The organism is Streptomyces sp. NPDC001351, assembly GCF_042896045.1.
Classification (GTDB): Bacteria; Actinomycetota; Actinomycetes; order Streptomycetales; family Streptomycetaceae; genus Streptomyces.
In genome coordinates this window covers 136,787-151,393 of record NZ_JBIAWS010000016.1, presented here as the reverse complement: position 1 = coordinate 151,393, position 14,607 = coordinate 136,787, and the positions used below count along the sequence as shown (strand labels likewise).

The 14,607-nt window shown below is 69.9% G+C and carries 13 protein-coding genes, 1 pseudogene and 1 riboswitch; of the genes and pseudogenes, 2 read left to right on the top strand and 12 right to left on the bottom strand.

The features are described from left to right. Positions 1-140 precede the first annotated feature (140 nt). The gene (locus ACFY1U_RS41680; RefSeq protein ID WP_390699250.1) at positions 141-1,523 is read right to left on the bottom strand and encodes an NAD(P)/FAD-dependent oxidoreductase; all 1,383 of its coding nucleotides are present in this window, start codon (positions 1,521-1,523) and stop codon (positions 141-143) included. Between the two features lie 566 nt (positions 1,524-2,089). Here ACFY1U_RS41680 and ACFY1U_RS41675 point away from each other — a divergent pair. Beyond that, a complete protein-coding gene (locus ACFY1U_RS41675) occupies positions 2,090-2,359 on the top strand; it encodes a DUF3761 domain-containing protein (RefSeq protein WP_390699249.1) in 270 nt (89 codons plus the stop codon). Positions 2,360-2,374: 15 nt separating this feature from the next. Here ACFY1U_RS41675 and ACFY1U_RS41670 read toward each other — a convergent pair whose 3' ends face one another. The 6 genes and pseudogenes from ACFY1U_RS41670 to ACFY1U_RS41645 all read right to left on the bottom strand — a co-directional run bounded on the left by ACFY1U_RS41670 (position 2,375) and on the right by ACFY1U_RS41645 (position 8,137). Next, complete coding sequence (locus ACFY1U_RS41670) at positions 2,375-3,286, bottom strand: exopolyphosphatase (protein WP_390699360.1); 912 nt, start codon at positions 3,284-3,286, stop codon at positions 2,375-2,377. 258 nt (positions 3,287-3,544) lie between these two features. Further along, positions 3,545-3,946: pseudogene (locus ACFY1U_RS41665) on the bottom strand (DUF501 domain-containing protein); the annotation flags it as partial. Positions 3,947-3,971: 25 nt separating this feature from the next. Beyond that, entirely contained in the window at positions 3,972-4,448 is a 477-nt protein-coding gene (locus ACFY1U_RS41660) for a septum formation initiator family protein (protein WP_390699248.1), read from the bottom strand. A 147-nt stretch (positions 4,449-4,595) separates the two neighbouring features. Further along, positions 4,596-5,882: a phosphopyruvate hydratase gene (gene eno, locus ACFY1U_RS41655; protein ID WP_115907739.1), complete on the bottom strand. Its 1,287-nt coding sequence runs from the start codon at positions 5,880-5,882 to the stop codon at positions 4,596-4,598. A gap of 213 nt (positions 5,883-6,095) precedes the next feature. Then, positions 6,096-6,776, bottom strand: coding sequence for a transglycosylase family protein (locus tag ACFY1U_RS41650; RefSeq protein WP_390699247.1), 681 nt, complete (start codon positions 6,774-6,776; stop codon positions 6,096-6,098). Between the two features lie 4 nt (positions 6,777-6,780). Continuing rightward, a riboswitch (cyclic di-AMP (ydaO/yuaA leader) is annotated at positions 6,781-6,949 on the bottom strand. A 195-nt stretch (positions 6,950-7,144) separates the two neighbouring features. Then, positions 7,145-8,137, bottom strand: coding sequence for a transglycosylase family protein (locus ACFY1U_RS41645; RefSeq protein WP_390699246.1), 993 nt, complete (start codon positions 8,135-8,137; stop codon positions 7,145-7,147). A 218-nt stretch (positions 8,138-8,355) separates the two neighbouring features. Between ACFY1U_RS41645 and ACFY1U_RS41640 the strand changes: the two genes are divergently transcribed. Beyond that, positions 8,356-9,594: a cytochrome P450 gene (locus tag ACFY1U_RS41640; RefSeq protein ID WP_390699245.1), complete on the top strand. Its 1,239-nt coding sequence runs from the start codon at positions 8,356-8,358 to the stop codon at positions 9,592-9,594. Here the strand turns inward: ACFY1U_RS41640 and ACFY1U_RS41635 are convergent. From ACFY1U_RS41635 to ACFY1U_RS41615, 5 genes are all read right to left on the bottom strand, one after another. Beyond that, the gene (locus ACFY1U_RS41635; RefSeq protein ID WP_390699244.1) at positions 9,559-10,569 is read right to left on the bottom strand and encodes a nucleoside triphosphate pyrophosphohydrolase; all 1,011 of its coding nucleotides are present in this window, start codon (positions 10,567-10,569) and stop codon (positions 9,559-9,561) included. The genes ACFY1U_RS41640 and ACFY1U_RS41635 overlap by 36 nt on opposite strands. Positions 10,570-10,671: 102 nt before the next feature. Further along, the gene (locus ACFY1U_RS41630) at positions 10,672-11,316 is read right to left on the bottom strand and encodes a SurA N-terminal domain-containing protein (protein ID WP_390699243.1); all 645 of its coding nucleotides are present in this window, start codon (positions 11,314-11,316) and stop codon (positions 10,672-10,674) included. 157 nt (positions 11,317-11,473) lie between these two features. Then, entirely contained in the window at positions 11,474-12,301 is an 828-nt protein-coding gene (locus tag ACFY1U_RS41625; protein ID WP_390699242.1) for a glycoside hydrolase domain-containing protein, read from the bottom strand. Between the two features lie 142 nt (positions 12,302-12,443). Next, positions 12,444-13,937, bottom strand: coding sequence for a protein kinase (locus ACFY1U_RS41620; RefSeq protein WP_390699359.1), 1,494 nt, complete (start codon positions 13,935-13,937; stop codon positions 12,444-12,446). 38 nt (positions 13,938-13,975) lie between these two features. After that, complete coding sequence (locus tag ACFY1U_RS41615) at positions 13,976-14,599, bottom strand: hypothetical protein (RefSeq protein ID WP_390699241.1); 624 nt, start codon at positions 14,597-14,599, stop codon at positions 13,976-13,978. Positions 14,600-14,607: the final 8 nt, after the last annotated feature.

Here is a 14,607-nt window from a genome sequence, read left to right as displayed (position 1 = left end):
TCCAACACCACGTATAAACAAAATGGGGTGCCTGCACAGTCCCCCATGCGCGTTACATGTTCGGTGCCCGGAAACGCCGAAAGACCCCCCGCACCACGGACGGCGGGAGGTCTTTCGGTCGGATCAGCGACCGGAGGCGGTCAGGAGGCCTTGGCCTCGGTCTTCTCCTTGGGCGCGGCGGCGACCGGGGCCGGCTTCGCGGCCTCGTAGAACTCCTCGCGGGGGTGCTCCATCGCACCGAGGGAGACGACCTCGCGCTTGAGGAACATGCCGAGGGTCCAGTCGGCGAAGACACGCACCTTGCGGTTCCAGGTCGGCATGGCCAGACCGTGGTAGCCGCGGTGCATGTACCAGGCGAGACGGCCCTTGAGCTTGATCTTCATCTTGCCCATGACGATCATCGCGACGCCCTTGTGCAGGCCGAGACCCGCGACGGCGCCCTTGTTGCCGTGGCTGTAGTCCTTCTGCGGGAAGCCCCGCATACCGGAGATCACGTTGTCGCCGAGGACCTTGGCCTGGCGCAGCGCGTGCTGGGCGTTCGGCGGGCACCAGGCGTTCTCGTTGCCCGCCTTGCGGCCGACGAGGTCCGGGACCTGGGCGTTGTCGCCCGCGGCCCAGATGTAGTCGGTGCCCTGGACCTGGAGGGTCGGGGCGCAGTCGACGTGACCGCGGGGGCCGAGCGGCAGGCCGTAGCGGGCCAGGACCGGGTTCGGCTTGACGCCGGCGGTCCACACGATGGTGCTGGAGTCGACCTCGAGGCCGTTCTTCAGCACGACGTGGCCGTCGACGCAGGAGTCCATCGAGGTGGAGAGGTAGATCTCCACGCCGCGGCTCTCCAGGTGCTCCTTGCCGTAGGCGCCCAGCTTGGGGCCGACCTCGGGGAGGATCTTGTCGGCGGCGTCGACGAGGATGAAGCGCATGTCCTCGCGGGAGACGTTCTTGTAGTACTTGGCCGCGTCGCGGGCCAGGTCCTCGACCTCACCGATGGTCTCGGCGCCGGCGAAGCCGCCGCCGACGAAGACGAAGGTGAGCGCCTTGCGGCGGATCTCCTCGTCGGTGGTGGAGTCGGCCTTGTCGAGCTGCTCGAGGACGTGGTTGCGCAGGCCGATGGCCTCCTCGATGCCCTTCATGCCGATGCCCTGCTCGGCGAGGCCGGGGATCGGGAAAGTGCGGGAGACCGCGCCGAGCGCGATCACCAGGTAGTCGAAGGGCAGCTCGTACGCCTCGCCGACCAGCGGGGCGATCGTGGCGACCTTGCGGTCCTGGTCGATGGTGGTGACCCGGCCGGTGAGGACCTCCGCCTTCGGCAGCACGCGTCGCAGCGGGACGACGACGTGGCGCGGGGAGATGTTGCCGGCGGCGGCTTCGGGAAGGAAGGGCTGGTAGGTCATGTACGACCGGGGGTCGACGACCGTGACGGTCGCCTCTCCGTAGCGCATCTTCTTGAGGATGCGCCGAGCTGCGTACAGGCCTACGTACCCACCGCCTACTACGAGGATCCTGGGACGCTCCGTGGTGCTCATGCCATCGAGTATCCACCTGCCCCGGAGGGGGCGCTCGTGCGCCCCTTCACAAGCTCTTGCAGGAGGTGTGTTATCCTCCGCGACCCGCTGTCGCGAGGCAGGTCGCGGCGAGGTCTGCGCGGGGCGGTACGTCCCGATGTCAATGCCGCGTGAGCTGCCTCTCCGCGTCATCGGAGGTGCCGTGAGCCCTCCGTGACACCCCCTCGTGAGCGTCCTCCAGGGAAGCTTCCCCTACCCCTTCTGAACACGTTCAAGGCCCTGTCGGACCCTCGGAAGGCCCAACCGGCCCCTTTTCGTGCTTCCACCGGGCGGAATTCCTTGTGAAGAACTTCACGAACTTTCCTGGCGGCGTGTCGCCAAGGGGCCCCGAAAGGCCCCCTGGACACGCTCATACGCTATCCGACCTGCTCGTCCGAGAGCTACCCATCAGTAACAATCGAGACCTACGCCACGGTCCGACGGGCGGGACCCAAAAGCCGTCTCCACGACTTCTCCAACAAAGGCCACAAGTCGTTCACACCGCTATAAGCTCCCGCTGCCAAGCACCTCAAGGGGGAGGAACTCCTATGCGCGCACGTCTTGCTGCCTCGGCGATCACCGTCGCCCTCGCCGGCGTCCTCATCAGCGCACCGACCGCTTCCGCTGCCACTCTTCCGGCCACCAACACGGCCCACCACTGCGTCAGTCACACCACCGGCGTGTGCGGCTGGACGCACCACCAGCGGCCGAGGGACAAGTACGAGACGGCGAAGTGCAAGGACGCCACCCTGTCCTACTCGCGGCACTCGCAGGGCACCTGCTCGCACCACCACGGCGTCCGGTACTGGTTCAAGTAGGCCGCAGCCGGATCGTCAGACGCCTTCCGCCACCTTGAAGGCGATCCCGTCGAGGATGTCGTGCTCGCTGACCACGACCTCCTCGGCGCCGATCCGCTCCATGATCGACAGCAGTACGAGAGCTCCCGCGGCGATCACGTCGACGCGCCCCGGATGCATGGAGGGGACGGCCGCGCGCTCGGCGTGGGTGGAGTGCAGCAGCCAGTCGGTGATCTCGCGGACCTTGGCGAGGGCGATCCGGGAGTGGTGGATGCGCTCCGAGTCGTACTCGGGCAGTTCCTGAGCGATCGCCGACACGGTCGTCACCGACCCCGCGAGGCCGACCAGTGTGCGCGCCTCGCGCAGCGGGACCGTCTCCTCGGCGAGGTCCAGGGCCCGCTCGATGTCGGCCCGCATGGCCGCGATCTGCTCCTCGGTGGGCGGGTCGGTGACGGCGCCGTCCCGGACGAGATGCCGCTCGGTCATCCGCACGCACCCGACGTCGACGGAGCGCGCGGCCTGTACATGGTCGTCGCCCACGACGAACTCGGTGGAGCCGCCGCCGATGTCGACCACAAGATAGGGACGGTCCAGGTCGTCGCGCCCCTTCAGTTCCTTGGTCGCCCCCGTGAAGGAGAACTCGGCCTCCTGCTCACCGGAGATGACCTCGGGCTCGACACCCAGGATGTCCACGACGCCCCGTACGAACGCGTCGCGGTTGGAGGCGTCACGGGAGGCCGACGTGGCCACGAACCGCACCTTGTCGGCGCCCAGTTCACGGATCACCTCCGCATACTCCCGGCAGGCCGCGAACGTCCGCTCCAGCGCCTCGGGGGCCAGCCGCCCGGTCCGGTCCACGTCCTGTCCGAGCCGCACGATCGTCATGCGCCGGTCGAGCTCCAGCAGTTCACCGGTGGCCGGGCTGACGTCCGCGACCAGGAGCCGGATGGAGTTCGTGCCGCAGTCGACGGCGGCGACCCGGCTGAAGCCCGCGGGGACGAGGGGGGCGTATGCGAAGAAGCCGCTGCGGACCTCGGTGGGGTCGGTGACCTCACCCTCCTCGCCGGGGATCTCGTCCGCCGGGTCGGGGGCCGCCAGCGGCTGCACGCACGGGCCCTTCAGCCACCACTCCGGCAGCATCGCGATCGCCTCGTCGCCGAGCGGGTTGACGCCCGGGCCCGCGGCCAGCGAGTGGCCCACCAGTACGTGCAGGCACTTGACGCGGTCGGGCATGCCGCCCGCGCTCGGGAAGCCCTCCAGGACCTCGATGGCGTCACGGCGCGCGATGTAGTCCTCGTGCGCGGCGCGGTAGGCGGCGGCGAGTTCCGGGTCCGTCTGGAGTCGCTCCGTCATCTCCTTCATGACGCCGTTCGCCTCCAGCGTGCCGATCGCCGAGGCGGCGCGGGGGCACGTCAGGTAGTACGTCGTCGGGAAGGGCGTGCCGTCCGGCAGGCGCGGGGCCGTCTCCACGACGTCCGGCTGGCCGCAGGGGCAGCGGTGCGCGATGGCGCGCAGCCCGCGCGGCGGCCGCCCGAGCTGCTGCTTGAAGGCCTCGACGTCGGCGTCGGTGGGCTCGGTGCGCGGGGTGGGCGGCGGGGGCGTATCCATGCCTGTGCTGAATTCCTCTGTCGGTTCACTGGGCGGAGGCGTCGGACTTGTCGACCCCGTCCCAGACGTTCGTGTACCAGGGGCGGTGGCCCGCGCCCTGCTCGAAGCGCGACTGCTTGGCCACCTTCGGGTCGATCACGACGTAACTCGTCTCCCCGGGCAGCACATAGTGCAGCCGCAGCCGGATCTGCTGCTCGGCGTACTCGTCGTCCTGCCAGCGCGCCTTCAGGTCGCGCAGCTGCTCGACCCGCGCCCTGGCCTGTTCCTTCTGCCGCTGGAGATCGGCGATCTGGGAGCGCTGGGAGACGTACTGCCTTATGGGGTACGCCAGCGCCACCACCATGGAGCACAGCACCAGGGCGAGCAGCGCCGCCCGGCCGGTCAGCCGCGACCGGCGGGCCTGCCGCTTGGTCTGGGAGCGGTAGACCCGGGCCGCCGTCTGCTCGCCGAGCAGTCTGATCCTGGTCGCGGTGGAGAACCGGTCCCGGTCCTTCACGGCCATGTCGCCGCCTCCCGTCACACGTGCGTACGTCCCCGCACACGGTACGGGACCGGTACAGGGACGTACGTACGACTGGCTAAGGCTTAGCCCAGGAAGGCTCAGCCCTTGCTGGGCCCGATGGTCCGCGGAGCGGACGTGCGGGAAGGCTCAGCCCTTGAAGCGCGGGAAGGCGCTGCGGCCCGCGTACTCCGCGGCGTCGTCGAGGATCTCCTCGATGCGCAGCAGCTGGTTGTACTTGGCGACGCGGTCCGAGCGGGCCGGGGCGCCGGTCTTGATCTGGCCGCAGTTCACCGCGACCGCGAGGTCGGCGATGGTGACGTCCTCGGTCTCGCCGGAGCGGTGGGACATCATGCACTTGAAGCCGTTGCGCTGGGCCATCTCGACGGCGTCCAGGGTCTCGGTCAGCGAGCCGATCTGGTTCACCTTGACGAGCAGGGCGTTGGCGGTGCCCTCCTCGATGCCGCGGGCCAGGCGCTCCGGGTTGGTGACGAAGAGGTCGTCGCCGACGATCTGGACCTTGTCGCCCAGCTTGTCGGTGATGACCTTCCAGCCGGCCCAGTCGTCCTCGAACAGCGGGTCCTCGATGGAGACGAGCGGGTAGGCCGCCACGAGCTCCTCGTAGTACTCGGTCATCTCGGCGGCCGAGCGGGACTTGCCCTCGAACTCGTACTTGCCGTCCTTGTAGAACTCGGACGCGGCGACGTCGAGCGCGAGCGCGATCTGCTGGCCGGGGACGTAGCCCGCCTGCTTGATGGCCTCGATGATGAGGTCGAGCGCGGCGCGGTTGGACTCCAGGTTCGGGGCGAAGCCGCCCTCGTCGCCGAGGCCGGTGGACAGGCCCTTGGTCTTCAGCACCTTCTTGAGGGTGTGGTAGACCTCGGCGCCCCAGCGCAGGGCCTCGGAGAAGGACTCCGCGCCGATCGGGGCGATCATGAACTCCTGGATGTCCACGTTGGAGTCGGCGTGCGAGCCGCCGTTCAGGATGTTCATCATCGGCACCGGCAGCAGGTGCGCGTTCGGGCCGCCCAGGTAGCGGAAGAGCGGCAGGTCGCTGGCCTCGGAGGCGGCGTGGGCGACGGCGAGGGAGACGCCGAGGATGGCGTTGGCGCCGAGGGAGCCCTTGTTGTCGGTGGCGTCCAGGTCGAACATGGCCTGGTCGATCAGGCGCTGCTCGGTGGCGTCGTAGCCGACCAGCTCAGGGCCGATCTGCTCGATGACGGCGAGGACGGCCTTCTCGACACCCTTGCCCTGGTAGCGGTTGGGGTCACCGTCGCGGAGCTCGATGGCCTCGAAGGCGCCCGTGGAGGCGCCGGAGGGGACGGCGGCACGACCCGTGCTGCCGTCGTCGAGGCCGACCTCGACCTCGACCGTGGGGTTGCCTCGGGAGTCCAGGATTTCCCGGGCTACGACGACGTCGATGGACGGCACGAGCATCTCCTTCTTGGATGTGACACGGCTACGGCAGTAGCGCGGTGGCTCTGCGGGATGAGCCTAACCGCCCAAGGCCGATCGGCCACGTTGCCGACCACCTCTTGGGCAGAACCGAGAGTAAATTGTTTCCGAACGGAACAAAGAGGGGGAGCAAAAAGAACCCCGCTCCGGTGCGTACGGGGGAACACGCACCGGAGCGGGGAGCCCGCGAGGCTGTCACTTGAGGTGCAGCTGCTGACCCGGGTAGATGAGGTTGGCGTCGGAGACGATGTCCTTGTTCAGCTTGAACAGCTTCTGCCAGCCGCCCTTGACGCCGTGCTTCTCGGCGATCGAGCTGAGGGTGTCGCCCTTGACGACCTTGTACTCGCCGTCGCCCTTCTTGACCTTCTTGCCGGTCGGGGTGGTGACGGTCTTCTGGGTCTTCGTGCTCTCGGTCTTCGCGGCCGGGCGCTCGGCGGAGCGGGAGGCGGCCTGCGAGTCGGTGGAGCGGGTGGTGTTCGTGGAGGGGGCGCTGCCGTTGTAGGCGGCACCGGACAGGCCCGTGCCGCAGACCGGCCAGGCGCCCTTGCCCTGGGAGGCGAGGACCTTCTCGGCGACGGCTATCTGCTGCGCCTTGGAGGCCTGGTTGGCCTGCGGGGCGTAGGCGGTGCCGCCGTACGCGGCCCAGGTGGAGGCGGAGAACTGCAGGCCGCCGTAGTAGCCGTTCCCGGTGTTGATGGCCCAGTTGCCACCGGACTCGCACTGGGCGACCTTGTCCCACTCGGAGGCGGTGGCGGCGGAGGCGTTGCCGGCCGCCATCAGCGGAGCGGCGATGGCGACGCCGGTGACGCCGGCCAGCGCGGCGACGCGGGTGGCCTTGGACGGACGACGGTGCTTGCCCTTGCCGGAAAACAGCATGGTTCGATCCCCTCACCGACGCCTGCGAGGTGAGCTGTCGGGTTCGGGCCGGTTGAGTTGCCCGGCCGCGTCCTCGCTCTCACGAGACACGGCTACACCCCTAGCCGCCCGTCAACTGCCCGGGCAGGCACCTACCTTGGGTCCCCCGCTCCTGCCTACGGCGCATGACGCGACGACTGTTCCCGTACGGCCGCTGGCAGGATTCGGCGTTGCGGCAGCCGGGGCTCGTGTTGACGAGCGGTGACGACGGTAGACACGCGATCCGTCGAATTTCAAAGACGATCAGGGCTTCTGAGACTCATCCCACACTTTCACCAAACCGGACATTCAGTGGCGAAGTATGACGTGAACTCCCGTTGTTTTTCGCCCTATTCGGCACCGAGTTTCAGGGTCTGACCGGCGAAGATGTGATTCGGGTCGGCACCGATGGCCTTCTTGTTCTCGGCATAGAGCGCCCGCCACCCGCCGTCCAGGCCAAGGGAGTCGGCGATGGAGGCGAGGGTCTCCCCGGCGTGGACGGTGTACGTGTCTTCCGTACGGCTGTCGGTCCTGGCCTTCTCGGCGGTCTTGCCGACGGTCGCACCGGCCGTCTCGTCGGCGCTGGCGCCACGGTGGCGGCCGGTGCCGGCCGTGCCGGTGTCGACGAGGGTCCAAATGGACGCCGGGGGCTGGAGATTGTCCGAGTCGTCACCCTTCGTCTCGTCCGTGGACGAGCTGTCGGCGCCCTGCGAGGTGCCCGCGCCCTTCTGGGGCGAAGAGGTGGAGGGCGAGGCGGATGTACCGGATTCGGCGGAGTTGTCCGTCGCACTCGCGGAGGTCGAAGGCGAGGCGCTGGAGGACGAGCGGGAGGACGAATCCGACGAAGAGGACCCATCGGATGCGCTGCCCGAGGAGTTGGACAGACCAGTCGAGTCGGACGCGCCGGATGAATCGGACGAACCGGAATCGCCGCCCAGCACACCGGTGTCGATGGCGGCCGAACCCGAGTCCTTGGTGAGCCCGGAGGTCAGTCCGCAGATGTGGAAGGCGCCGACGCCCTGGTCGTCCAGGAGCTTCTCGGCGACGGCTATCTGCTGGTTGCGGCTGGCGAGGTCGGCCCTGGGGGCGTAGTCGAGGCCGCCGTACTTCTCCCAGTTCTCCTGGGTCAACTTGAGCCCGCCGTAGAACCCGTTGCCGCTGTTCTCGCTCCAGGAGCCGCCGGTCTCACACTGGGCCACCTTGTCCCACGTGGTGCCGTCGGCGGCGCTGGCGCCGCCCGCGGCGAAGAGCGGGATCGCGATGGCGGAGCCGGTCACTCCGGCCGCGACAAGGAGAGCCGGAGCCTGACGGGGGCGACGGTGTCGACCGTTCCCGGAGAGCATGCGGAGGCCTTTCGCGAGACAGCAATGACCGCGCGGCGCATGACACCGACAGGCGTTCGATACCGCCGCGCTGGTCCGTGAACGTAGCCGGTGCCGATCACTTGTCACAAGTTAATGCCGCGTAGATCACGTGAAGATCACAGACTTGAACGCGCATCATCTTTGACCCGTTCACCGCGGCGGCGCATCCACCTGCGGGCTCCCGATACGGTCGTCCTGTGAACGTCCCGAACACCGCTCCCGAACTCTTCACCTGGGAATTCGCCGGCGACCCGTATCCGGCCTACGCCTGGCTGCGTGAGCACTCCCCCGTGCACTGGACGAAACTTCCCAGCGGGGTCGAGGCCTGGCTGGTGACCCGCTACGCCGACGCACGTCAGGCGCTCGCGGACGGGCGGCTCTCGAAGAACCCCGAGCATCACGCCGAGGACGCGCAGGGCAAGAGCCGGACCGGTATTCCGGGTGAGCGCAGCGCCAATCTCATGACGCATCTGCTCAATATCGACCCGCCGGACCACACCCGGCTGCGCCGCCTCGTCTCCAAGGCGTTCACCCCGCGCCGGGTGGCCGAATTCGCGCCGCGGGTGCAGGAGTTGACGGACGACCTCATCGACCGTTTCGCGCCGCACGGGCAGGCGGACCTCATCCACGACTTCGCCTTCCCCCTCCCCATCTACGCGATCTGCGATCTGCTCGGCGTTCCGCGCGAGGACCAGGACGACTTCCGCGACTGGGCGGGCATGATGATCCGGCACGGCGGCGGCCCGCGCGGCGGCGTCGCCCGTTCCGTGAAGAAGATCCGCGGCTATCTCGCCGAACTCATCCACCGCAAGCGGGGCGACCTCGGCGAGGACCTGATCTCGGGCCTCATCCGCGCCTCCGACCACGGCGAGCACCTCACGGAGAACGAGGCCGCCGCGATGTGCTTCGTGCTGCTCTTCGCCGGCTTCGAGACCACCATCAACCTGATCGGCAACGGGACCTACGCGCTGTTGCGCAATCCCGGGCAGCGGCAGCGGCTCCAGGAGTCGATCGGGCGCGGTGAGAGCGCACTGCTCGACACCGGTATAGAGGAGCTGCTCCGCTACGACGGCCCGGTGGAACTGGCCACCTGGCGCTTCGCCACCGAGCCGCTGACCATCGGCGGGCAGCGCATCGCCACGGGCGACCCCGTCCTGGTCGTCCTGGCGGCGGCCGATCGCGACCCGGCCCGCTTCTCTCAACCCGACACGCTCGATCTCTCCCGCCGGGACAACCAGCACCTCGGATACGGCCACGGCATCCACTACTGTCTCGGCGCCCCCCTGGCCCGGCTCGAAGGCCGCACCGCCCTGGAGACGCTGCTGCGCCGCCTGCCCGATCTCGAACTCGCCGCCGACCCCGCCGAGCTGCGCTGGCGGGGCGGGCTCATCATGCGCGGGCTACGAGACCTGCCCGTGCGCTTCACCGCCGTCTGACCGGCTGCGGCCCTCCGTCTCCTTGATCGCGTCCCGGTAGGCCCGGGCGGCCGCACGCAGCGCGGCCTCCGGGTCCACGCCCTCCGCCTCGGCGCGCACCGCCAGTCCGAGCAACTCGTAACCCACGCCTTCGCGTCGGGGCAGCGGAACCTCCAGGCCGGCCGTCCGCACCCGCGACGCCAGCTTCGCCGCGAGGGCCAGGCCCGGCTGGCCCAGGGGTATGCCCTCCGTCACCGAGGTGCGCTGCTTCTCGACCGCCTTGGTGCGCAGCCAGTGCTCCTTGACCTCCTCGGGCGTGGCGGCGGTCTCGTCACCGAAGACATGCGGGTGCCGGTGGATGAGCTTGGTGACGATGCCGGCGGCCACGTCGTCGACGGAGAAGGGGGCATCCGGGTCCTCCTCGGCGATCCGGGCGTGGAAGACCACCTGGAGCAGGACGTCGCCCAGTTCCTCGCGCAGCTCGTCGCGGTCGCCCTCCTCGATCGCCTCGACCAGTTCGTACGCCTCCTCGATGGCGTACTTCGCCAGGCCCTTGTGGGTCTGCTGGGACGACCACGGGCATTCGGCGCGGATGCGGTCCATGACCTGGACGAGGTCCAGGAGGCGGGCGCCCGGGAGGTCGTAGGAGGCGGGCAGCAGCTCCAGCTCCGGCATCTGTATGCGTCCGGAGCCGGCGAGGCGGGCCAGGCCGTCGGTGAGGGCCGGCTCGCCCTCGCCGGTCGCGACCACGACGACCGTACGGCCGCCCGCGCAGGTGTCGACCAGTTCCTCGGCGGTGGGCGCGGCCTCCTCGACCCGTATGCCCGCCTCCCGCAGATACGGCAGCTGCGGGTGGGCGCCGTCCGAGCACAGCACGCGGTCGGCGGCGTGCAGGGCCTGCCAGGCGGGCCAGGACAGCAGGCCGGGCGCGACGCGGTGGCTGGTGGTGAGCAGGACGATGCGGCCGGGGGCCTGTTCGGAGCTGGTTGCGTTCACGATCCGAACGTAACGCACGCCACCGACGGCCCCGGAAGTTGTCCACAGGGCTGTGGTCTCCCAGGGCCGCAGTCCACAGGGGCGGCGGCCCCGGAGGGGCCGTTACGCCGTCTGCTGCGTCCCGGTCGCCGTGACCTCTCGCACCCAGGGGGTCCTCGCGTCGACGCGGCTGCTCTTCTGGACGTCCCAGGTGCCGTAGCGCGGGTTCAGGTCGACGTGGAGTTCCCTGGACGCCTTGGACAGGGCGTTCCAGAAGGCCGGCTTGCTGGTGTCGGCGCCGAGGGCCTGGGCCAGCTTCTGGGCCTCCAGCTGCAGGCGCAGGTTCTCGTCGAGGCGCTGCGGTGCGACGCCGTACTGCTGGAGCCAGGCCGTCTGCAGGGCCTTGGAGCCGCCGACCTGCCGCTCCAGGCCGGCGCGCATCTGCTGGACCTCCTTGGGCGTGACGCTCACGCCCGCGTCCTGGGCGGCGCGGTGCAGCACCCGGTCGATGACCATCCCGTGCAGGGTGTCGCGGGTGAGTCCTGCGGTCTGCGAGACGGCCTGCTTGTACTGCGCGTCGTCCTTCACGGCCGCCCGCTGCGCCGCGCGCACCTCGTTCACCCGGGTCTCCAGCTGCGCCACGGTGATCCGCTGACCGCCGACGACGGCTGCCGCACCGGGGTGCGCGTCGCTTCCGCAGGCGGTCAGGAGGGGGGCCGCGGCGGCGATCGCGGCGGTGAGGACGAGCGCGGTGCGACGGCGGTGCAAGGAAGCCTCCCGAGGAGATTGTGCGACGGTGCACAAAGTCTTGCGGTGATCGATGGTAGGCAGTGGGACGGCTGGGGCCAACCCATTCGACCGACCCATTCGACCAACGATTCACCGCGACTTCGGGCACCCCCGCGCCTCGGCGGGGGCCGGGGGCTCAGCCGGTGATGGCCACCGGGGCGTCCCACGCGTCGCGGTCCACGGTGATCGTGTAGCCGTTCCGCGTCTCCTTGCTGTTGACCAGGTACTGGTGACCGCGACTGTGGTCCGTGTACTGGGTCGAGCCGAACGGCCAGTCCGTGGTCGTGGTGTTCTGCTTGTCCCACAGGGCGTACCAGAGGTTGCCCGGCAGGTCGGTCTTGTCGGTGGCGCCCGCGATGGCCTTCGCGCTGGAGCTGGTGAAGCCGTAGTAGCCGGCGCGGTAGACCTTGGCGCGCAGCTCCTTGTCGAAGGCGCGGACGTAGGTGAGCACGGCGTTGTTGCACGACGTGTTCGTGATGTCGTACGACTCCATGTCCAGGTAGATCGGGCTGCCTGCCTTCATGCCGAGCACCGATGCCTTGGCCGTGGCGTCGTCCGCGTCGGTCTTGCCGAGGGAGGCGGCCGTGGTGGCGGTGATCTTCTCGGGGCTGGAGCCGGACTGGCAGGGCGGCTGGGCGCCGACGTAGAGCGGGATGAGTTTCCAGCCGACCGTGCTGACCGACTTCACCCAGGAGGCGGTGAGGTTGGGCTGGGAGCAGCCGCGGTTCCTGCCGCCGACGTAGACGGCCGCGGCGCCGTAGAAACCGGTGTGCCAGGCCTTCATCGCGGCGAGGGAGGGCGCGGCGCAGGTGTCGAAGGCGCGGCCGGTGTACGTCTTCTGCGCGGGCCAGGTGGTGGCGGCCATGGAGCTCTGCGCGGCGAGGCCGGCTCCCGCGACCACGGCGGCACCGGCGGCGGCCCAGGTGATGTATCTGCGCTTCTTTGACTGCCGATGGCCGGCCATGTGTACCCCACCCCTGGTTGTGCGTCGGCTGCGTTGTGCGTTGCCTGGCGTAAAACGAACGGAAACGTATCCGGGCGCGGTCAAGTGTTCGGGAAAGGTAAGCCCTCAGAGATCACAAAAATCCCTTACGGCTCGGCAAAAACTAACCGCGCACCTGCCCCAACCACCCCAGGGTGCGGCGGATTTCGGCCGCGAGCGGGTGGCCGGGGCCGCGCAGCCGCTCCACGTCGAGCAGCAGCCGGGCGAGGGTGTCGTGGGCGGCGGCGCGGTCGCCGAGGGCGAGCATGAGGTGCCCGATGCGGCGGCGGACGTCGTGGGCGAGCTCGGGGTCGCCGGCCACGTACTGGTTCTCGTAGTACGGCAGCAGGGCGCGGTATTCCGCGAGCGCGGCCGCCGGTTCGCCGAGGGACTCCAGGCACTGGGCCGCCTCGTAGCGGAAGCGCAGCGACTGGGGGTCGGCCTGGCCGGCCTCGGCGGCGCGTTCGTCGGCGAGGCGGCGCAGTTCGGGCAGTGCGCGCCGGTACTGGCCGTCGTCCATGAGGGTGGCCGCGTACTGCTTGCGCAGGGTGCGGACGACCGGGGAGTGCTCGCCGTGCTGTTCGGCGGCTGCGGGCAGGATCGCGCCGAGGATGTCGACGGCCTGGGTGATGCGGCCCTCGCCGAGGAGTCGCTTGACCTCGTCGACGGCGCGTGCGACGTCCGGTTTCTCCGCCGTCTCCATCGCCGGGGCGACCGGGGCCGGCTGGGGCGCGGGGGTACGCGCGCGGTCCGGCCAGGGGGCGTGCGGGCGCAGGAAGGGGCGGGTGGGGTCGAGGAGTGCCCCGGTGGGCGTCCCGCGCGCGGGCAGCAGCAGCTCCAGGTGCTCGTACACCTCCTGGGCGGAGGCGGGGCGGTGCTGCGGGTCCTTGGCGAGCAGGCGCAGTACGAGGGCTTCGAGCGCCTCGGGGACCTCCGGGCGGATACGGCGTACGGGGACCGGGGGTTCGTACAGATGCCGGTGCAGCACGCCGAGTGCCGTGGACCCCGCGAAGGGGACGTCGCCGCTGAGGAGTTCGTGCAGCAGTACGCCGAGCGCGTACAGGTCGGTGTACGGACCGACCGCGCCGCCCATGGCCTGTTCGGGCGCCATGTAGGCGGGCGAGCCGATGGGGGTGCCCGTGTGGGTGAGGCGAGTGGTGTCGGCGTCCATGACGGAGGCGACGCCGAGGTCGAGGACGGTGACCGTGCCGTCCTGCTTCACCATCACATTGCGCGGCTTGAGATCGCGGTGGACGATCGGCACGGCGTGCACGGCGCTCAGCACGGCGCACAGTTGCGCGGCGACGGCGACCGCCCACTGCCACGGGTACGGATCGTGCTCGGCGAGGTGGTCGGAGAGGTCGGCGCCGTCGACGTACTGCATGACGAGGAACAGCTCCTCGCCCTCGCTGCCCGCGTCGTGCACCGTGACCAGGCCCGGGTGGTCGACCTGCGCGGTCACCCGGCACTCGCGCACGAAGCGGCGGCGCAGCTCGTCGGCCTCCTGGCCCGCCACCTTGTCGGGGCGCAGCAGCTTCACCGCCACACGCCGGTCGAGCCGCTGGTCGTACGCCGTCCAGACCTGGCCCATGCCGCCCTGGCCGATGAGCGTGGACAGCGCATAGCGGCCGGCGACGACCCGTCCTGCCGCCACGCTCACCTTCCGCCCTCGTGGTTGCCCTCGGAATGGCCCGGGTGCTGGCGCAGATAGTCACTGAGCTCGTCGAGTTCGGCGCGCACCTGGTCTATGCGGGCAGGCGCGGGGCGCTGGGGCGGGGCGGGGAGGGGCGGCTGGGGCGCGGGGGTGTGGGGCACCGGAGGCGCGGTGTACGGGGGTTGCGGTGTGCTCGGCGCGGTCGTCGCGGTGAACGGCGACGCGGGCTGGGGATACCCGTAGCCCGGCGCGGTGGGCGGCAGTCCGGCGTAGACCGGGTGGGGCCGGTGGAAGTGACGTATGTCCGCGTAGAGGTAATAGGCGACGCAGGCCACGGCGTTCAGCAGCAGGATGATCATGCCTGTGTTGCCGTTCGGGGTGCTGAAGTCGTCGGTGTGGTCGGTGCTCAGGAACGCGAAGCTGATGCCGAGGACCACCACCGAGGCCGCGAAGATCCACCAGTCGGCGGCCTTGCGGGTCACGATCGCCGCGCGGAGCGTCGCCACCCACGCCAGGAATCCGATGCTGCAGAGCGCCACCGCCACGAAGATCACGCGCAGCAGGACCAGCACCCCGGTCGAGGGTCGACGAGGGGGCGGAGGCGCGGCGTAGCCGTGGCCCTGCATGGCTGCTC